The sequence below is a fragment of the Roseibium sp. RP-7 genome (assembly GCF_053005225.1).
On the sequence record NZ_JBRKQA010000002.1, the window covers coordinates 431,871 to 450,282 of the forward strand.

The 18,412-nt window shown below is 59.0% G+C and carries 16 protein-coding genes; 9 read left to right on the plus strand and 7 right to left on the minus strand.

What is annotated here, in order from left to right; translation table 11 throughout:
• Window positions 1-91: 91 nt before the first annotated feature.
• The 3 genes from ACVDG9_RS16675 (at window position 92) to flaF (ending at window position 2,419) form a co-directional block, all read left to right on the plus strand.
• Entirely contained in the window at window positions 92-1,585 is a 1,494-nt protein-coding gene (locus ACVDG9_RS16675) for a flagellin N-terminal helical domain-containing protein (protein ID WP_023000694.1), read from the plus strand.
• Window positions 1,586-1,677: 92 nt separating this feature from the next.
• Complete coding sequence (flbT, locus tag ACVDG9_RS16680) at window positions 1,678-2,172, plus strand: flagellar biosynthesis repressor FlbT (protein ID WP_006932693.1); 495 nt, start codon at window positions 1,678-1,680, stop codon at window positions 2,170-2,172.
• Window positions 2,102-2,419: a flagellar biosynthesis regulator FlaF gene (gene flaF, locus ACVDG9_RS16685; protein WP_077292437.1), complete on the plus strand. Its 318-nt coding sequence runs from the start codon at window positions 2,102-2,104 to the stop codon at window positions 2,417-2,419. Before flbT ends, flaF begins: the two co-directional genes overlap by 71 nt.
• Before the next feature lie 289 nt (window positions 2,420-2,708).
• On the opposite strand, the gene ACVDG9_RS16690 is transcribed toward flaF, so the two are convergent.
• The 7 genes from ACVDG9_RS16690 to ACVDG9_RS16720 form a co-directional block, all read right to left on the minus strand.
• Window positions 2,709-4,280 carry a GMC family oxidoreductase gene (locus ACVDG9_RS16690; RefSeq protein WP_447238511.1) on the minus strand — a complete coding sequence of 524 codons (1,572 nt, stop codon included), beginning with the start codon at window positions 4,278-4,280 and terminating at the stop codon, window positions 2,709-2,711.
• Window positions 4,281-4,297: 17 nt separating this feature from the next.
• On the minus strand, window positions 4,298-4,822 hold the full coding sequence (locus tag ACVDG9_RS16695; protein WP_023000691.1) for a twin-arginine translocation pathway signal: 525 nt from the start codon (window positions 4,820-4,822) through the stop codon (window positions 4,298-4,300).
• A 23-nt stretch (window positions 4,823-4,845) separates the two neighbouring features.
• Window positions 4,846-5,241, minus strand: a complete 396-nt coding sequence (locus tag ACVDG9_RS16700) for a VOC family protein (RefSeq protein WP_031269183.1) — start codon at window positions 5,239-5,241, stop codon at window positions 4,846-4,848.
• 113 nt (window positions 5,242-5,354) lie between these two features.
• Entirely contained in the window at window positions 5,355-5,648 is a 294-nt protein-coding gene (locus ACVDG9_RS16705; RefSeq protein ID WP_006932702.1) for a ribbon-helix-helix domain-containing protein, read from the minus strand.
• A gap of 270 nt (window positions 5,649-5,918) precedes the next feature.
• Window positions 5,919-7,454: a flagellin family protein gene (locus ACVDG9_RS16710; RefSeq protein WP_023000689.1), complete on the minus strand. Its 1,536-nt coding sequence runs from the start codon at window positions 7,452-7,454 to the stop codon at window positions 5,919-5,921.
• Between the two features lie 13 nt (window positions 7,455-7,467).
• Window positions 7,468-9,321 (minus strand): flagellar hook-associated protein FlgK, encoded by a 1,854-nt coding sequence (gene flgK, locus ACVDG9_RS16715; RefSeq protein WP_296601898.1) that lies wholly within the window; start codon window positions 9,319-9,321, stop codon window positions 7,468-7,470.
• A gap of 73 nt (window positions 9,322-9,394) precedes the next feature.
• Window positions 9,395-10,786 carry a flagellar hook protein FlgE gene (locus ACVDG9_RS16720; RefSeq protein ID WP_075284272.1) on the minus strand — a complete coding sequence of 464 codons (1,392 nt, stop codon included), beginning with the start codon at window positions 10,784-10,786 and terminating at the stop codon, window positions 9,395-9,397.
• A 310-nt stretch (window positions 10,787-11,096) separates the two neighbouring features.
• Here ACVDG9_RS16720 and ACVDG9_RS16725 point away from each other — a divergent pair, with 310 nt between their 5' ends.
• From ACVDG9_RS16725 to ACVDG9_RS16750, 6 genes are all read left to right on the plus strand, one after another.
• A complete protein-coding gene (locus ACVDG9_RS16725) occupies window positions 11,097-11,942 on the plus strand; it encodes an AAA family ATPase (RefSeq protein WP_447238512.1) in 846 nt (281 codons plus the stop codon).
• 105 nt (window positions 11,943-12,047) lie between these two features.
• Window positions 12,048-12,584 (plus strand): hypothetical protein, encoded by a 537-nt coding sequence (locus ACVDG9_RS16730; protein ID WP_209017877.1) that lies wholly within the window; start codon window positions 12,048-12,050, stop codon window positions 12,582-12,584.
• A 61-nt stretch (window positions 12,585-12,645) separates the two neighbouring features.
• Window positions 12,646-13,170: a SixA phosphatase family protein gene (locus ACVDG9_RS16735; protein ID WP_055655271.1), complete on the plus strand. Its 525-nt coding sequence runs from the start codon at window positions 12,646-12,648 to the stop codon at window positions 13,168-13,170.
• A 46-nt stretch (window positions 13,171-13,216) separates the two neighbouring features.
• Window positions 13,217-14,731, plus strand: coding sequence for a YcjX family GTP-binding protein (locus ACVDG9_RS16740; protein WP_447238513.1), 1,515 nt, complete (start codon window positions 13,217-13,219; stop codon window positions 14,729-14,731).
• Complete coding sequence (locus ACVDG9_RS16745) at window positions 14,728-15,774, plus strand: YcjF family protein (RefSeq protein ID WP_062488255.1); 1,047 nt, start codon at window positions 14,728-14,730, stop codon at window positions 15,772-15,774. The genes ACVDG9_RS16740 and ACVDG9_RS16745 overlap by 4 nt, the downstream gene beginning before the upstream one ends.
• Before the next feature lie 183 nt (window positions 15,775-15,957).
• Window positions 15,958-18,288: an autotransporter family protein gene (locus ACVDG9_RS16750; protein ID WP_447238514.1), complete on the plus strand. Its 2,331-nt coding sequence runs from the start codon at window positions 15,958-15,960 to the stop codon at window positions 18,286-18,288.
• The last annotated feature ends 124 nt before the right edge of the window (window positions 18,289-18,412 follow it).

The following is an 18,412-nucleotide window of genomic DNA, read 5'->3' on the forward strand; positions in this document are numbered from 1 at the left end:
CATTTAGATTTACGGCAAAGGTGCATGCTCGACTTGGATTACCCGCATGTTGCCTTTGGCGAGACCTGAATAGGGAAAGCGGTGAAGTCTGATGCCTGATATTGTTCTCTCCAGTGCTGTCCGGGACAATCTCCTGTCGCTGAAACAGACGGCGGATTTGCAGTCGATCACGCAAACGCGCCTGGCAACGGGCCTGAAGGTCAACACGGCGCTCGACAACCCGAACTCCTATTTCACGGCACAATCCCTGAACGACCGCGCGAGTGATCTGTCCAACCTCTTGGACAACATGGGCCAGGCGGTTCAGACGATCCGGGCAGCGGACAAGGGCATCACGTCGATCACCAAACTGGTGGAATCGGCCAAGGCCATCGCGAACCAGGCCTTGCAGACCTCCAGTGAATACGAACGCAAGCTGTTCACCAGCCAGTACAACGATCTGCTCGAGCAGATCGAGGATATGGCACGGGACTCCAGCTACAAGGGCAAGAACCTTCTTGCCGGTGCCGGCAACGAGCTGGAAGTTATCTTCAACGAAGACAGCACCTCGAATTTGACCGTTAATCCGGTAGATTTTACTGACACTTCACTCGATGACGGTCTCAATCTGGATGACCTGGATGCCGGAGGCACCGGCACCTCGTCCTTCAACCTCTTCAGCGGTACCACCTCCATTTCCCTGTCAGGCCTGCAAGCGTCCTCGAATCTGACGGACCTCGCCGACTGGGCAACCGGCAACGTTGTCAGCATCACGGATTCCTCCGGCACCACCAACCTGACGGTCGGTACCGACATCACCACGGTGCAGGACTACGTGGACGCATTGAACGATCTGAACGGCGTGCACGCCACTTTTGACGAAGCCACGGACTCCATCACCATCACGTCCGGTCTCGACAACCCTCTCTATATTTCCAAGGACAACACCGGTGGTGGCGCAGCGACGGACGGTGGCGACACCGGCGGCACAACGACCACGATGACGGTGTCTCCTCTCAGTTCCACGGCAACGCTGGTCTCCTCCGGCGGCTTCCAGGCCGGCGACACGATCACGATCACCGACGGCAACGGCTTCGAGCCGGCCTCTCTGGAGATCGACGAAGAAACCACGGTCAGCGATCTCGTGACCTTCATCAACAACGTAAAGGGCCTGGATGCCACCTTCTCGGGCGGCAGCATCAGCCTTATCGGCGAAGTCTCTTTCGACATTTCCAGCAGCAACAGCGACTTCAACCGAACGACGCTCGGATCGACGACAGGAATCGTGTCGCTGACGGCAGCGCCGTCCGAATTCAAGTCGGATACGGATATCGACCGAACGCTTCAGGCCATCAACGCGGCGCTCGACGAGCTTCGCAATGCGGCCCGTTCGATGGGTACGGCTCTTTCGACTGTGGAAATCCGGACCGATTTCACCCAAAATCTGATCAACACGCTGGAGGTTGGCGCTGGCCACCTAACTATTGCGGACATGAACGAAGAAGGTGCTAACATGCTGGCGCTGCAAACCCGTCAGCAGCTTTCTTCGACTGCTCTGTCTCTGGCCAACCAGGCAGATCAGAGCGTCTTGAGCCTGTTCGGTTAACACCGGCGGCAGTTATCATTAAGGTATCGGGGGCAAATCGTTAACGATTTCGTTAACGTTTCACAGCGATACTTCTGCGTGGAGGTCACGGAATGGCGCTCAAGGTCGAGCTGAAACCGGGCGAGCGAATTATCATTGGGGAAAGCGTTATCACCAATGACAATCAACGCACTCGCCTCTTTATCGAAGGCCAGGCTCCCATTCTGCGAGAAAAGGATATTCTCACGCCGGCCACTGCGGATACACCAGCCAAACGGGTCTACCTGGCCGTTCAGCTGATGTATCTGTCAACTGACTTGGAGAAGATACAGGAGAGTTACTTCAGCCTCGTCAATGACATAGTGAAAGCCGCGCCGAGTACGATCCCTTTTGTCACCAGGATTAGTAACGCCATACTAACCGGCGCCTTCTATAAAGCACTGAAAGAAGCACGTAAGCTCATCGAGTACGAAGGGACGCTGATCAGTCATGTACAAACAGGCAGCGCAGGCTTACCAGAAAACAAGCCAGGTGGCGATGTCACCGAGGGAGCTGGAAGCGAATCTGCTGATGAAGGCCGCAGCCCGGCTTCAGTTGATCAAGGATGAATGGGCAAATTCCTCGCTTGCGGAAAAAGATGACGCCCTGGTGTACAATCGCAAGCTCTGGACAATTCTCGTGACGTCCGCGACCAGTCCTGAAAGCGAACTGCCTCAGGACATCAAGAACAACATCGCCTCGCTGGGCGTGTTCGTGTTCAAGCAGACCATGACAGTCATGACGACTGACGACGAAAACAAGCTCGATACCCTCATCAGCATCAATCGCTCGATTGCCGAGGGTCTGAGGTCCTGATCCCGGCGCGGCCGGTTCAAGAACAGCCTCGGAAAACACGATAGAAGATCAAGAAAGGCCGCCAGGGTAACCTCGGCGGCCTTTCTCTTGACTGCAACGTTCACCTGCCCTCCTCCGGCAGAAACGGAGGAAGCCTCCACCGGAGATCAGCGGGTCCTCAAGCTGCGGGCAGGATTTGCAGCCATGAGATATTCAGCACCGGACCCGTGCGAGCCCGGCAATCCATTCAGAACCTCCGCGTTGGCCGGGCTTTGAAAGCCCAGCCTTCCGGAAGCCGGCCCTCACGGGACTACAGATTGCCGGCACTCATTTCCCGGGCGATATGATCGGCCTGACGGATGGCTAGTGCCACGATCGTCAGGGTCGGGTTTTCGGCAGCACCCGTGGTGAACTGGGACCCGTCCGACACGAACAGATTGGCAATGTCGTGGGTTTGCCCCCAGCGGTTGACCACCCCGTCCCGCGGATTTTCCGACATCCGGTTGGTACCCAGATTGTGGGTAGACGGGTAAGGCGGCGTCGGGAAGGTCCGGGTCGCCCCGACGGCATCGTAGATGGCCATTCCCTGCTTGTAGGCATGATTGCGCATTGCGACGTCATTGGGATGATCATCGAAATGGACATTCGCCACCGGCAGGCCAAAGCTGTCCTTCACATCATGATTGAGCGTGACCCGGTTGGTTTCCTGAGGCATGTCCTCACCGACGATCCACATGCCCGCCATGTTCTCGTAACCGTCGAGCGCACTTGTGAATTCCCGGCCCCACGACCCCGGATCAAGGAACGCCGCCATGAACGGCAGTCCAAGAGCCAGGGTTTCAAGTTCATATCCGCCAACAAAGCCACGGGACGGGTCGTGACGGGCTTCGTCCTGAATGATCCCCGCCATCGTTGTTCCACGCCACATCTTCACCGGCTGGTCGAAAATGGCATAGACCGAGCCTGTGGTATGGCGCATGTAATTGCGACCGACCTGGCCGGAGCTGTTGGCAAGACCGTCCGGGAACATGGAAGACGCTGAATTCAGCAACAGCCTCGGGCTTTCGAAGGAATTGCCGGCAACGCAGACGACACGGGCTTTCTGAAGCTGCAGATTGCCGTCCTTGTCGAAATATTCGACCCCGGTCACCTTGCCTGCATCGTCGTGCAGGATTCGTGCGACATGGGCCTTGTCGCGAACTTCCAGATTTCCGGTTGCCTCGCCCCGCGGAATATCCGTGTAGGCGGCGGACCACTTCGCTCCCCATTTGCAGCCCTGAAAACAGAAACCGGTCTGCTGGCAGGCAATACGCTCGTCGTAGTCGGCCGAGTTGATGGCCATCCGGCCTGTATGGACTTCCTTGTAGCCGAGCGCCTTGGCACCTTTTTCGAACACCAGGTAGTTGTTGTTGCCCGGCAGTCCGGCCCGCCCCCCTGTGCGCGTCACGCCCAGCTTTGTTTCGGCAAGCGTGTACCAGGGGTCCATTTCCTCCGCATCCAGCGGCCAATCGAGCAGATTGGCTCCCTGGACGTTGCCGTAGGACGTTTTTGCCTTCCACTCATGTGGCTGGAAGCGGATCGACGCCCCGGCCCAGTGAACGGTGGTCCCCCCGACGGCCTTGACGATCCAGGCCGGCAGGCCGGAAAAGTCCTTTGCAACCCGCCAGTCGCCCGACGTGGTTCTGGGGTCGACCCAGGCAAGCTGTCCGAAGCTTTCCCACTCGTCGTTGACATAATCATCCGGAAGATAGCGTCCGCCCGCCTCCAGAGCCACGACGCTTACGCCCTTCTGCGCCAGCTCGTTGGCAAGCACACCGCCACCGGCGCCCGTTCCGATCACGACAACAACCGTGTCGTCATTCAGGTCAAATGGTGCAGCCATGGTTTCCTCCCTAAGGCTCAAAGCCAGTTGATGTCGTTGAAGCCCCGGTCGATGTAGCCGCCCAGTTCGTAGGAAGCTCCCTCGTAGCCAAACAACGGCCAGACTGCTTTTTGATTGTAGAGACCCGTTACCAGTCCGCCCCTGACCCTTTGAAAGAACGGGCTGTCCTCCATGGACCGCAGCAGGTCCGCCCTGTCACGCTCCCAGCCGATCGCAAGATAGGAAGCATGCCCTCTCCCCTGGGCAGCTCCGTTCAGGGCCTCGATACCGGCCTCGATATCCTCGGCGTGGTCGGGCGTGTCATATCCCTTGACGGCAATGACATAGTATTCGTCGCCGACATGGTCGTGCGGGTAGATGTCCCGCGCCATCTGCACCAGCGTCGCGAAACTGTCCGGCTTGAGTGCCGTCAGCTCCGTCGCCCAGGCGCCGTCCCTTGCTGCCAGAAACCCGGTCCCGGTGACGAAGGCAGCGCCTGCCGCCGTCGCCCGGGCCAGAAGCTGTCGTCTGGTCAGACCTCTCGGACTGTTTTCGGTTTTCATGCTCTCCTCCCGTTCAATTCAATTCATTCGTATCGACCGCCGCGCTGAAGCACCTCGATCTGATAGCCATCGGGATCCGCAACGAAGAAGAAGCGCGCTATGACGTCTCCCGCCGGTGCGAAATCGACCAGTTTTCTTGGATTGAGACCTGCTGCTTCGAAGCGTGCGTGTTCGCTGTCGAGGTCATCGACACTGAACGCAAGATGCCCATAGCCATCGCCAAGGTCATAGGGTTCTGTCCGCCCCTTGTTGACGGTCAGTTCCAGCTCGAAGCCGGAGTCGCTGTTGCGCAGGTAGATCAGGGTAAAATCGGGAAAATCCAGACGATCCGCTACGGTCAGCCCGAATGCTTTTTCATAAAAGGAAAGAGACCTGTGCTCTTCCAGAACACGGATCATAGAATGTATTGCTTTCGCCACGCGTTACTCCGCTCTGCTTGTATTTGCATGACGGAAGCGTAGCGCGTGGCAACTATCGCCCGGGTAGTATGCTTATACTGCGAGCGGTAAAACTTGCGCTGCAGCGCAAAATGTCATTCAGCGGCAATCGAAGCCGCGTGCTGGTTCGACGAAATCTCGAGGAACTTCAGACAGGCGCAACGCAACAGCGATGTGAAATTCTTCGGTTCACCGCGCAGTTCGATCACTTCTGAATGCAGCGTCGAGATGAAATGTGGTGTCGTCACCCCTTCCGATGCGGCAATCTGATCCAGAATTGCCCAGAAGGAATTTTCCAGTCGGATGCTCGTGCTCTGTCCGTTGAGCCGCAACCGCCGGGTCTGGCTGGCATAGCGTTCCGGATCCTGTCCGGCAAATACGTGACACATCGGCTCTCCCTCCCATGGTGTCGATCTTTACGCGGTATGCCGCGATCTGTTTTTTGAAAAGGGATAATGAAAAGAACGCGCCGTTGCCAAAGGCCCCGGCGGCAAACCGGTTGGAACTGGACACCAGAAGATATCCGTCGGGAAGAAAGGCAACCAGGAGAGTGTTTCCCCAAAGGGGGAATATTTCAAGGCCTTTCCCGGCCTTGACCGGCAGTCCAGGCAGCAGTGAGCGAAGACCGCCCGGAGAAAAGCCGGAAGTTCCGTGCGATCCTAGAGGTAATCGGACAGGGTCAGATTGAACACGATCGACGAGGCCCTGTAGGAAACCTCGATATTGGTCTGCAATTGCAGGATCTCGGCGGCGACCTGATCCTGGTCGATACCCTCGATATCCGCGATCGTGCCTTCGTAGCTGCTCTTCATTTGCACGTGCCGGTCATCGGTCAGCGACACTGTCCGATGCGTGATGGCAATGTCCGTGGCAATATCGGTGATCCCGGACTGATCGACACCTGGCGGCTGCAAGGTCGTGCGCAGGTTGGTCGACAGGGTATTGTAATACTCTTCGTCGATAGTCGAGCCGCCCGAAAAATCCGCGGCAATGAAAGCCGCAAGCGACTGGACCAGTTCCTGCAGCGGTGTTTCATTGGCCCGAACGCCGTAGCTGACCGTGAGATTGCTGTCGATCACCGCGTTCTTGTCCGTGCGCGGATCGTCGGTGGCCGTGTTGCGGCCCGTATACCAGGCGACAGTCGTCGAGCCGCCACCGATCAGCGCGGTTGCGCTGTCGAAGGGAGGTCCGTCGACCCGCTGCGGCTCTTCCCCGCCGAACGTCCTGAAGAACTCTTCTGCCGCCCATTCGTCCGACACGGCGCGAAGGGTTGTCTGAGCCTGGTGCTCGATCTCCGCTTCCAGGGCATCGCGCAGGTTCTGCGCCGTTTCCTCAAGATCGGCGCCGATCGCGAAGGTTCCGTCTTCAGCCGTGCTGTTTGCTGCCGTCAGCTCGATGGAGATCGTCTCGCTGTGATCAGGCGGTAGGGAGAATTCCACCGTGATGGTCTCGCCAAGTTCCGGCTGACCGGTGAACTGAACGTCGAAGCTGTCCGGATCAGTGCCCGAAGGCCCGGTGATCGCGACGTTTGTCAGGGTCGAGGCAACCGATGCGATGTCGAAACCGAAATCATGTGCTCCATCTTCGGCAATGGTGAAGGTGGAATCCGTTGGCACGGGGCCGGCGTAGTTGGTTGTCAGCGCGGAGGTCGATGTGCGGCCATTGTTGCCGGCACCCAGATTTGCCTGGGAATACTCGCTCATGACGGTTTTCAGCCCGTCCCGGCCGTTCGCCCCTTCCAGAATGGCATCGATCTTTGCAACCGGGTCCTGAACGGCATCCGTGCCGCCAAAGACGTAAAATCCGGCGACTTCCGTGTTCAGGATGTTGAGCGCTTCGTTCAACAGCAGTTTGGCGCGGGACTGGGTCTGCGTCTGCCCGTCGTCCTGCAGCACGAAATCGTTGGTATCGAGCGCGGATTTCGCATCCTGCCGGATATCCTCCAGACGTTCCAGCGACATGGTCGAGGTCTGCAGGTGCAAGTTGGCGATGGTGATGGTGTCCTGGTAGCTCTCGATCATGCTGACTTTCTGGGTCAGCTGAATGTCCAGAAGCCGGCGGTCGCCTACTTCGCCGTATGTGGTACCGACCTTGCCTCTGGCGAGCTGGGTTGTCTTGCTTGCCAGCAGATCGTTGAGCTCGCCGAGCTGGCGGGTCAGGTAAGTCCGGGAGGTGGTGATATTCGAAACTGCCATAACGCACCCAACCTTAAACGATGTTCAGGAGCTCTTCGAAGAGATCCTTGATGGTCTGCATGACGCGGGCATTGGCCGCATAGGCGTTTTCCAGCTGAACCATGAAGGCCAGTTCGGCGTCGAGATCGACCGAGTAGCTCTGCTCGTAACGAATGGCGAGGTTCATGGTCAGCGCTTCCTTGGAATCCGCATATGTGGCTGCGTCTTCCGCCTGGTTGCCCTGAAACGCGACAGTCTGGTTGACAAAGCCCAGCAGCGTTCCCTGGAACGGTGTCGACGCGCTGCCGATACCCGAGCCCGGGTCATAGTGTTTCGTGCCGACGCTGAGAGCATCCGACAGGAACTGCGCACGCGCAGGATCGTTGGTCGTATTCGGTGTCGGCGTGGTCTGATAGTTCACCAGTAGCGCACTATCGGCCAGAAGATCCGGATTAACGCTGATTCCGGAGGCATAGCCGAGCCGCTGGCCACTGCCTTCAAGCGCATCGGTGAAGAGGTCCGTCCCAGCCCTCTGGTCAACGAAGATGGCAAGTCCCAGCCCCTGATCGGAATTCGCCGTCACGGTGACATTCGCACTCAGGCTTTCAACGCTGGTCGGCGCCGTGTTGTCGCCGAGAACCCGAAGGTTGTCCGACCCGTCGTTGCTGACAAGAAGACCGGTGCCGGCAAGTGCTGCGGTGATGTTGGTGATATAGGTTGCCGGTACACCGCTGGAAATGTCGATACCGAAGACCGTGTCGCCCGGATTTGCTGTAGCGGAGTTGTCCAGCGGCAGCAGGGCGGGATCGTCCACGGCCACGAGGGTGACTGTTTGCGGATTGCCGCTGCTGTCGGTGTAATCCAGCGTGATCGTGTTGCCCGGCTGAAGCGCGGACACATCGAGATCGAAACCGCTGTCCAGACCGACGGTCGCAGCTGTGCTTTCAACATTCACATTGGAAAAGGCAAGTGACAGTTCGGCAGCAATCGTGTCGAGCTGTGTCTGCGCCTCGACTAGGATATCATCGCGCAGTTCAGCAGTTGCCTGCATCGAACCAGATTTCGACGACGCGATGAGATCGAACTGGGTGCCGCCTGGCGTTCTCACCATCACCGAGTTGCCTGCCTGGCCCGGCTGCAGCAGATGCGTGGCATCGAAGGTCAGCGTCGATGCCTGGCCGTCTGCGTAAAGCTGGTCGCCGCTGGCGGTGCGGATGGAAATTGAATTGTTGTCGTTCTTGGTGACGTCGATATCGATATAACCGGACAACTGCTCAATCAGCCGGTCGCGCTCGTCTTCCATGTCGGCGGTCGAAACACCGGACTGGGTCGCGTTCTGGATCGCCTCGTCGATGTCTTCGATGCTTGAGAGCAGGCCATTCACGCTATCTGTCTGGGAAGCCAGTGCGTTGTCCGCTTCCTGGCGCAGGTCCGCGATCTGCTCATAGGATGAGTTGATTTCGCGCGCAAAAGCTTCTGCGGCCGAAACCACGTCCTTTTGAACGGCATAGTTGCCCGGATCGTTTACCAGGCCGGCAAGTGCTGCAGAAAGATTGCCTGCAAGGGACGACAACGAACTCTTGTCGTCGATCGTGCCGAAGATATCGTCCAGACGGTCGGTAAAATCCGCAATCTGCCGGGAGTAGCTGGTGTCGGCGAGAGAGTTGAAATAGTCGGACTGGATCTGCTCGTTGACAATCCGGCGCACTTCCGTCGCATTCATTCCGGCGACGTTGCCGTTGCCGTCGAAGTAGACATTCGCCGAAATTATTTTTTTCGAATAGCCGGCCGTATCCGCGTTCGCAATGTTGGACGCGGTGACGTCCAGCTGACGCTGATTGTAGGTGATTCCGAAAACCGCGGTATTCAGGGCACTTGTAAGACCCATGGCGGCTTCTCCTTCCTTATACGCGACCAGGCCAGGTGGCCGGCGGGTCAGTGCCCCGCCGGCCTAGGCGGTGTTACCGGACCATATTCAGGGCATCGTCGAGCATTTCGTCTGCTGAGGTGACGATCCTCGAGTTTGCCGAATAGGCCTGTTGGGTGATGATCAGTTTGGAAAACTCGTCCGCGATATCGGCGTTGGAGAGTTCCAGCTTCTTGGCCAGGATCTGCCCGCCTCCGGAAAGATCCGCGTCTCCCGATCCGGCTGTTGCCGCAAACGCGGCACCGTCAACGCGCTGCAGGTCCTGCTCGGCCTCGAACGTCGCAAGCGGGATCTGGTAAACGGGACGCTGCTGGTTGTTGGAATAGCTGGCAATGACTCGGCCGGAAGCGTCTACAGCCACCCCGATCAGCTCACCTGCAGGATAGCCATCCGGATCCAGCGACACGGAGCTGGCCCTGCCGTCCTTGTCGGAATACTGGGTCAGGGAGCCGTCGGCAAAGGAGAACTCGACGTCCGTTGCCGTTGTGCCGCCGATGGTCAGCGAGGAGATTGTAAAGCCGTCGCCCGTACCGTTCACTGCGGAACCGGCCATGGCACCGGCGGTCAGGGTCGTCATCTCGCCGGTATCGTCGAATTGGACGGTACCAACATCATACCAGGCATCGGTCGCATCGCCGCCAGTACCGATATACATCGACCAGGCGTCCTCAACGATGGGCGGGCCAGCATCGTAGTTCGCGGTCTTGGCATAACGGATTTCGACGTTCATCGCCGTACCGTTCTGATTATAGATCGTTGTGGATCCGCCGGAAATGGAGCTGTTCAGGAAGTCGGTTTCATCTGCAACGGCAACGTTACCGGCACCGACCGAAGCGTTCAGGAGGGCGGTGGTTTCATCCGTGCCATCATAGTCGGTAGTCGCGGGAACCCGTGGAAGGTTGGCCTGGTAGTCCACAGTCGTGGTTGCGGATGCTGCCAGCGGCTGGTTCTCGATCTGGATTACGGCTGGGTTGTCGCCGATCGCATTTCCGGTGTTCGGGTCCAGCGGGAAGCCCTGCAGGTAATAGCCGGAGCTGTTGATCAGATAACCTTCCTTGTCGCGCTCGAAGTCACCGGCGCGGGTGTAGTAGGTCTCATCTGCGAAGGTGGTCGAGCCATCGACCACGTCGGACGCCTTGGTCACGACGAAATAGCCAGCGCCGTTGATGGCCATGTAGGTATCGACGTCGACCGACGTGATATCACCCTGCACGGTGTTGGTGGCGCGGGATGTGGCGAAGGTGGTTCCGGAAACCTGCTGGGCCTGCTTGGCCCCACCCCCGGAAACCAGATCCGAAAAGGTCGTGTCGAGCCGTTTGTAACCGGTCGTCTGCGAGTTTGCGACGTTACCGGAAATATTCTCCAGAGCCGTAGCCTGCGCAGCCAGTCCGGAGACAGCCGAGTTGATAGCCCCATAAATACCCATTTGCGGTCCTCTTTATAGATCGGGCACTGCGACGCGGGCTTACGCCCATAATCGGCCTTCCTCCGCAAAGGCCGTGCCAGTTTGACAAGGACATAATTTATCGTTTTTTTTCATAAGCTTAGGGAATTTTCCTTTTCCAGAAGCGGAAAAAAGAACCCGGCAGGTCACGACCCGACAGGCAAAAACTTCCGCTCTAGCCGGTGGCAGATGTTCAAAATTGCCGTGCGCCGGCACTCCTGCCTTTTACGGGCTTGCACAGCCGCGCGCGGCCTGCCACCTTGCGGCCAACCTAGGAAAAACGGACGGCCAAATGCGCTTTGAAGGAACTGAAAGCTATATTGCCACGGAAGACCTGAGGGTCGCGGTCAACGCCGCAGTCGCCCTGGAGAGGCCGTTGCTGATCAAGGGTGAACCCGGCACCGGCAAGACCGTGCTCGCCGAACAGGTTGCGGTCGCCCTGAAAGCCCCGCTGATCGAATGGCATGTCAAATCCACCACCAAGGCTCAGCAGGGCCTGTATGAATATGACGCCGTTTCGCGCTTGCGCGACAGCCAGCTCGGTGACGAGCGCGTCAAGGACATCAACAACTACATCCGCAAGGGCAAGCTCTGGGAAGCATTCGACGCTGAAGAACGGCCGGTTCTGCTGATTGACGAAGTCGACAAGGCCGATATCGAGTTTCCGAACGATCTTCTCCTGGAACTCGACCGCATGGAGTTCCACGTCTACGAGACCGGTGAAACCGTCCGTGCAAAGCAGCGCCCGGTGGTCATCATCACATCAAACAACGAGAAGGACCTGCCCGACGCCTTCCTGCGCCGGTGCTTCTTCCATTTCATCAAGTTCCCCGATGCCGATACCATGGCGGAAATCGTTGAAGTGCATTTTCCCGGCATCAAGCAACAGCTCCTGTCGGAGGCGCTGCGCCTCTTCTATGACGTACGCGACGTCCCCGGACTGAAGAAGAAGCCCTCGACCTCGGAGCTGATCGACTGGATCAAGCTGCTGCTGAACGAAGACATCGATCCTGAAACCCTTCGTCAACAAGATAGCTCCAAACTGATACCGCCGCTGCATGGCGCGCTGTTGAAGAACGAACAGGACGTGCACCTGTTCGAACGCCTGGCATTCATGGCGCGGCGGGAACGGTCCTGAAGACCCGGGCCTGCCTCAACGTGAAAGCTGGTCGAGGCTGAGCGCCCGGGCGGCGGACCGGGCAAAACGCGATCTTCGGGTCGGGGTGACAAGGAGACTGACTTGGTGAAACAGGCCACCGCTCTTCTGGTGCTGGCGATGCTCACGCTGCCGATGGCAGCGAGCGGGCCTGTTCTTGCACAAGTGCCTCCCGAAAAGGACGCAGGCTGGCAAAGCGATGTCGGCGGATTGCGCCATTTCACCGGCCTGCGCTGCCCCGACATGATCGGCGATTACTACCGCATCAAGGTGATGGAGGGTGATGCCGTCAGCCAGGCGGGATGCATCTACACCGGCCGCGACGGCATTACCGCTGTCCTGCGCAAGCACCTGCAGGGCACTGGCCGCCGCGAAGCGCTGACATTTTCCCGCAATTACAAGGCAGCCGGATTCGAACCGATCAAGCTGACGGGCGCTGCCGCCTCCGGCATCTCGTTCCGGACCCGCAACTGGACGCCGACAAGCCTGTGCGAAACGATGTGGTACTTTTCCGGTGCCACATCGGACTATACATTGTGGCTGTCCTACACGCTGCCGACTCAGGAAGTGGAGATCGGACCGGCAGTAACCGCCTTCACCATGGCGCTTGCCAACCAGAACTGACCGGAAGTCCGGCTTTTGACCCGCCGGCACACTTTCCACTTTCAAGGAACCAGGAAAGACAATGCGGCTCCTTTTGTTCAGACACGCTAAATCAGACTGGGGCGACGCGAACCTGGCCGACATCGACCGGCCTCTGAACAGCCGCGGCAAGGCCGCCTCCGTCAAGATGGCCCGTTACATGAAGGAACAGGGCCTGCAGCCCAACCAGATCCTGTGCTCTACTGCACAGAGGACCCGGGAAACCCTGGCCCGCCTTCTGCCGACCCTCACACAGGAAACACAGATCCACCTGGTGTCCGACCTCTACCAGCAAAGCGAAGACGACTATGTCGGGCTGATCCGCCGCTATGGTGGCCGGGCCCAGAACCTCATGGTCATTGGCCATAATCCGGCTACCGAGGATACGGCGTTGAGCCTCAGCGGCACGGCATCCAGCGACGCGATTGCTGATATTCAGGAAAAGTTTCCGACTGGCGCTCTTGCCGTGATCGATTTCGACATTGCCGACTGGTCGGAGCTGCAGCCGAAGACCGGCCATCTGGAACGTTTCGTCAAACCACGGGACCTGAAGGAAGACCTCGACTAGAGCATCAGCCGAGTCCCGGATTGTACTTGTTCCCGCCTGCGCCTACATGAACGCGCTGGAGGCCCTTGTGAACCCATTGACGACACTTGCAGAAGAAACCCGGCTGACACTGGCCAATCTTGCCGATGCGGCAACCGATCTGGCAGTGCCGAGCGTCCGGCTGGGCGTGACCGGACTTGCGCGCGCAGGCAAGACCGTCTTTCTGACCGCGCTGGTGCACAACCTCGTTCATGGTGGCCGCCTGCCGCTCTTCAGCGCCGCTTCCGGGCACAGAATGACCGGTGCGAGGCTACAGCCGCAACCTGACGACGCCGTGCCGCGCTTCGACTATGAAGCGCACGTGCGTGCCCTGGTGAGTGAGCGTATCTGGCCGGAATCGACCCGTCAGGTCTCCGAGCTGCGCCTGACCATCGACTATGAGAGCGCCTCCTACTTCCACCGCAAGCTTGGTCCCGGCCGCCTTCATCTCGACCTGATCGACTATCCCGGCGAGTGGTTGCTGGATCTGCCGCTTCTCGGCAAGGACTATGCCACCTTTTCCGCCGAGGCAATGCGGCGCGCCCGGGCGGAAAACCGGGCGGACATCGCCGCGCCGTTTCTGAAAACCCTGGCCGCCACGGATGCGAACGCGGAGGAAAGCGAACCGGCGGCACAAGAGCTGGCGGCAAAGTTCAAAACCTATCTGGCTGCCTGCAGAGCCGACGCCCACGCCCTGTCCATGCTTCCCCCGGGACGCTTCCTGATGCCCGGGGATCTCGACGGCTCCCCGGCACTGACCTTCGCGCCGCTGAACATTCCGGCAGACGCCGCCCCGGCAAGGACAGGCACATTGCGGGCGATGATGGAGCGGCGATACGAGGCCTACAAGACCCACGTTGTGCGTCCGTTCTTCCGCAATCACTTCGCGCGCCTCGACCGCCAGATCGTGCTGGTCGATGTCCTTCATGCCCTGAACGCAGGGCCGCACGCGATTGCCGATCTGGAAACCGCCCTCACCGAAGTTCTCGGAGCTTTCCGTCCGGGCAAACGCAGCTGGCTGTCCTCCATCCTGTCGCGCCGGATCGACCGCATCCTGTTCGCGGCGACCAAGGCAGACCACCTGCACAGATCGGATCACGACCGACTGGAGCTGATCCTGAAGAGACTGGTTGCCCGAGCAGAAGAGAAGGCAACATTCAAGGGTGCGGAGGTCGAAGTGCTGGCCATGGCTGCGGTCCGTGCGACGCGTGAGGCAACGGTCAAACATCGCGGCGAAGCTCTGCCTGCGATCCTTGGAACACCGTTGCCGGGCGAACGGCTGAACGGTGACACCTACGACGGAAAAACCGAAATCGCCATGTTTCCCGGTGACTTGCCGGACGACCCTGAATCACTTTTTGGACAAGCTGACTCAGTTTCTGAAGCACTTCGAGCAAGCTTTCAAACCGCTCAGGCAGACCTTCAGTTCCTGAGGTTCCGGCCGCCGGAACTCGACAAGACCGCCGAAGGCCTGACTTTGTCTCTGCCGCATATCCGGCTTGACCGCGCCCTGGAATTCCTGATCGGAGATCGCCTGGCATGACCGGTTCCCAGCCCCCGTCCAATCGCAAACCGACCGCCTTCCGTCTCGATGATTCCAAGGTGCGGATGACCGATGACGAAACAAGGATGCCCTCGGCCGGCGAAGCCCTGGTCACCCAGGCCTTCATTGACGACGAAGAACCTCGCCTTCCCCGCGCTGCCAGCACTCCCAGATCCGGATTTCGGTTCGGCAAGTGGCTGATGATCGGCCTGTCCGGCCTCGTTTCGCTGGCTGTCGGCCTTGCGGTCGACAGCCTGATACGGGATCTCTTTGCCCGGACCGACTGGCTGGGATGGCTGGGTGTGGCTCTTGCCGTTCTGGCGGCCCTTGGCCTGCTCGGCCTGGTCATTCGCGAGATCGCGGGCCTCATGCGCCTTGGCCGAATAGACCACCTGCGAGACCGGCTGCAGAGCGCCGCCGAAGCAGATGACGCGAAGGCGGCATCAGTCGGCCTGAAGGAACTGCTCACACTCTACAAGGACCGTCCCGAAACGGCCCAGGGCCGCAAGGCGCTGGCAGGGCATATGCGGGAAGTCATCGACGGCCGGGATCTGGTGAAACTGGCCGAACGCGATCTGCTCAGCCCGCTCGACCTGGAAGCCCGGCGCATCGTGATGAACAGTGCAAAGCGCGTTTCCATCGTCACGGCCGTCAGCCCACGGGCACTGGTCGATCTGCTGGCGGTCCTTTTCGAGAACCTGCGCACGATCCGGCGCCTGTCCGCCCTTTACGGCGGGAGACCCGGCACACTTGGCTTTCTGCGCCTCGCAAAACACGTCATGGCACACCTGGCAGTGACCGGCGGCATGGCAGCAGGCGACAGCCTTGCCTCGCAGGTGCTGGGTCACGGTCTGGCGGCTCGACTTTCCGCCCGCCTGGGCGAAGGCGTGGTCAATGGACTGCTCACGGCCCGCATCGGCATTGCAGCAATTGCAGTCTGCAGGCCGGCACCGTTCGTGGCCGGCACTGGACCGACCATCTCGGACTTCATGGGTGAGCTTGTCTCGTTTGCCAAAAAAGAAGACCCGGCCGACAAGTCTTAAAGTTTAGATTTCAAATAATACACGGCATGGTTCTGCGCACAAAGCAACCAAACCGATTGCTATTTCTACCGATGACACATAAACGTTTCATTCGTTAAGGTTTCTGCGGACGAGCAGTGGCGTCTTCCTCGGAATACAACAATAATAGCCAGGTGAGACGTTAACTTGTGTAGCGACAGGCCGTTGCCAATCCAGACGAAATCCGCCCTTCAGCATCGCCGCCAACTCAAGGCTTTTCTGCTTTGCAGTTGCGCCCTGGTTTTGCTTGGTCCGGAAAAAGGCCTTGCCGGTGACATTACCATCGGCTCAGGCACCACGGTCACCACAACACAGACGCTGACGGACGTTGGCGATACCGGAACAGTCGAGAGCGGCGGCACCATCGAGGTTACCGATCAGGATGGCCTGGTTCTGGACAACGACGACCAGACAGCAACCAACAACGGCACCATTACAGTCACCAAGACAACAACAGGGATACCGAATTTCGCCGGTATCGGGTCCGATGAGGACAATGCCACCGTTCACAACAACGGAACCATTACTACCACGGGCAGCCGCGCCTTTGGCATTGCTGGAGACGGAGACGATTTCACGGTCACCAACTCGGGCACGATCACCACTTCGGGAGAGGAATCCGACGCCATTTTGTCCCTTGGCGCGAACACAAAGATCACCAACTTCGGAACGATTCTCACCACCGGGGAAGATGCCGATGGCATCAATGCGACTTCCAACAACCCAACGGTTTCCAATTCGGGTACCATTACTACCTCTGGCAAGGACTCGGACGGAATTCGGTCAGGGGGTACGGACGCGGAAATCACCAACTCCGGCACGATTTCCACAACCGGTGAAGGCGCCTATGGCATCAATGCCGTGGGAATCCGACCGACAGTTTTCAACTCAGGCACGATCACCACGACAGGTGACGACGCCTATGCCATCGACACCGATGAAGACGACGCGAAGATAACCAACACCGGAACGATTACAACGACTGGAGAGGACGCGGACGGCTTTGACAGCGACGGCGACGATGTCATCCTGATCAATACCGGTGTGATGACCATGTCCGGTACGCTGGCAGACGGCATCGACAATGACGGTGACCGCGCCGCGATCACCAACTCGGGCACCATCACCGTTTCGGGAGAAGACGCCAACCCGATCGAATCCAGTGGCGATGACGTCACCATCTCCAACAGCGGCACGCTACGTAACACTGGCACGATTTCCGGAGATCATGACGATGTCGGACATGGCATTGCCGTTGACGGCGACAATGTCACGATCACCAACTCCGGCGAGATCTACAGCAGCAACGGGTCCTCGATCTATGTCGATGGTTCTGATGCAACCGTTACCCTGAACAATGGCACCATACTTCAGGGTGTTCTGACCTTTACCGATCCGACCACAGCAACCCTGAACTACGCGACCGGGCGAACGGCGATCCTGACCTTCAGCAGCATCCCGGGAACGCTGACGACGGCAGGCCTCACTTCAGCGACCAACGGCAACACGATCACCATCCTCAATCCGGACGACTTCCGGCTGGACACGGTTGCCCAGACCTTCAACACCATGACGCGCGCTGTCACCGGCAGCCTTGAACAGCAGATGGACCTCAATCGACTGGGCGGCACGTCTTTCGTCGCAACCAACGGTCCGGCTCCAGAAGAGCAAAACGCCACCGCGCTTTGGGTCACGCCTCTTGGCGGTGTTTTTTCCAGGCAAGGCAGCGACGGGTTCGACCATACATTCGGCGGCATCACTGCCGGGGCTGAGAAGACATTCGCCGAAGGGCTTGCCGCCGGTATTGCCGGTGGTTTCACCATCGGCAGGACGACCAGCGACGGCGACATTCACTCGGCCTCCAGCTACAGCATCCACGCCGGTGGCTATCTCAGCCACTCCTGGCAGGCGACCTTTGCTCAATTCAGCCTTCTCGGCGGCTACCTGAAGAGCGATGAAGAGGTCACCGTCCTCAACAACATGGTTGTCGGTGGCCTGCAGGACCTTTCCATCGACTACGACTATGTCTACGTCACGCCCTCTGCACGCCTCGGCCATGCCTTCGCCCTGAGTGAGGGTACGCTGACACCCAGCGCTCGTGTGCGCTACTCGGGTCTCTGGCAAACGGGCGACGCCGATGAAAGCGCAACCGGCCTTTCGGTTTCCGGCCGGTCGCTGCACGTTCTGGAACTGCGCGCGCAGGCGACCTACGATCATGCCCCCATCGTCCAGAATGGCGGCACGCTCTATCTCAGTGCGAATGCGGGTATCGACGGCATCTTCACGCTAAACGACAGTGTCGACGGCACCCTGCAGGGAGCTGCCTTGAACCTGTCCGTCGACGACGACGATGCGGTGCTCCGCGGTTTTGCGGCAGCCGATGCCGTGTGGCAGGTCAATGACGGCACGAAATTTCTCGCCGGAATAGAAGGCGGTTACGACAGCGCCGACACACTATCCGCATCGGTTCGCCTGGGCGCCAAGATCAGTTTTTGAGGACTTGGGAAAGCCCCCTTCCCTCAAACGCTGTTCCGATGCCGGCCTCCACATCGTCGTGAAACCTGTTAGTCTGTCCCTGGGTCCGGATGGGCCGCGAAGCTTGCGCGAGAAAAACGGTCGT

Coding starts and splice junctions, on each gene's coding strand:
- ACVDG9_RS16705 (WP_006932702.1), bottom strand. CDS start 5,648: ATGTGTCACGTATTTGCCGGACAGGATCCGGAACGCTATGCCAGCCAG.
- ACVDG9_RS16720 (WP_075284272.1), bottom strand. CDS start 10,786: ATGGGTATTTATGGGGCTATCAACTCGGCTGTCTCCGGACTGGCTGCG.
- ACVDG9_RS16745 (WP_062488255.1), top strand. CDS start 14,728: ATGACCGGTTCCCAGCCCCCGTCCAATCGCAAACCGACCGCCTTCCGT.
- flbT (WP_006932693.1), top strand. CDS start 1,678: ATGGCGCTCAAGGTCGAGCTGAAACCGGGCGAGCGAATTATCATTGGG.
- flaF (WP_077292437.1), top strand. CDS start 2,102: ATGTCACCGAGGGAGCTGGAAGCGAATCTGCTGATGAAGGCCGCAGCC.
- ACVDG9_RS16675 (WP_023000694.1), top strand. CDS start 92: ATGCCTGATATTGTTCTCTCCAGTGCTGTCCGGGACAATCTCCTGTCG.
- ACVDG9_RS16725 (WP_447238512.1), top strand. CDS start 11,097: ATGCGCTTTGAAGGAACTGAAAGCTATATTGCCACGGAAGACCTGAGG.
- ACVDG9_RS16740 (WP_447238513.1), top strand. CDS start 13,217: ATGAACGCGCTGGAGGCCCTTGTGAACCCATTGACGACACTTGCAGAA.
- ACVDG9_RS16735 (WP_055655271.1), top strand. CDS start 12,646: ATGCGGCTCCTTTTGTTCAGACACGCTAAATCAGACTGGGGCGACGCG.
- flgK (WP_296601898.1), bottom strand. CDS start 9,321: ATGGGTCTTACAAGTGCCCTGAATACCGCGGTTTTCGGAATCACCTAC.
- ACVDG9_RS16695 (WP_023000691.1), bottom strand. CDS start 4,822: ATGAAAACCGAAAACAGTCCGAGAGGTCTGACCAGACGACAGCTTCTG.
- ACVDG9_RS16710 (WP_023000689.1), bottom strand. CDS start 7,454: ATGGCAGTTTCGAATATCACCACCTCCCGGACTTACCTGACCCGCCAG.
- ACVDG9_RS16690 (WP_447238511.1), bottom strand. CDS start 4,280: ATGGCTGCACCATTTGACCTGAATGACGACACGGTTGTTGTCGTGATC.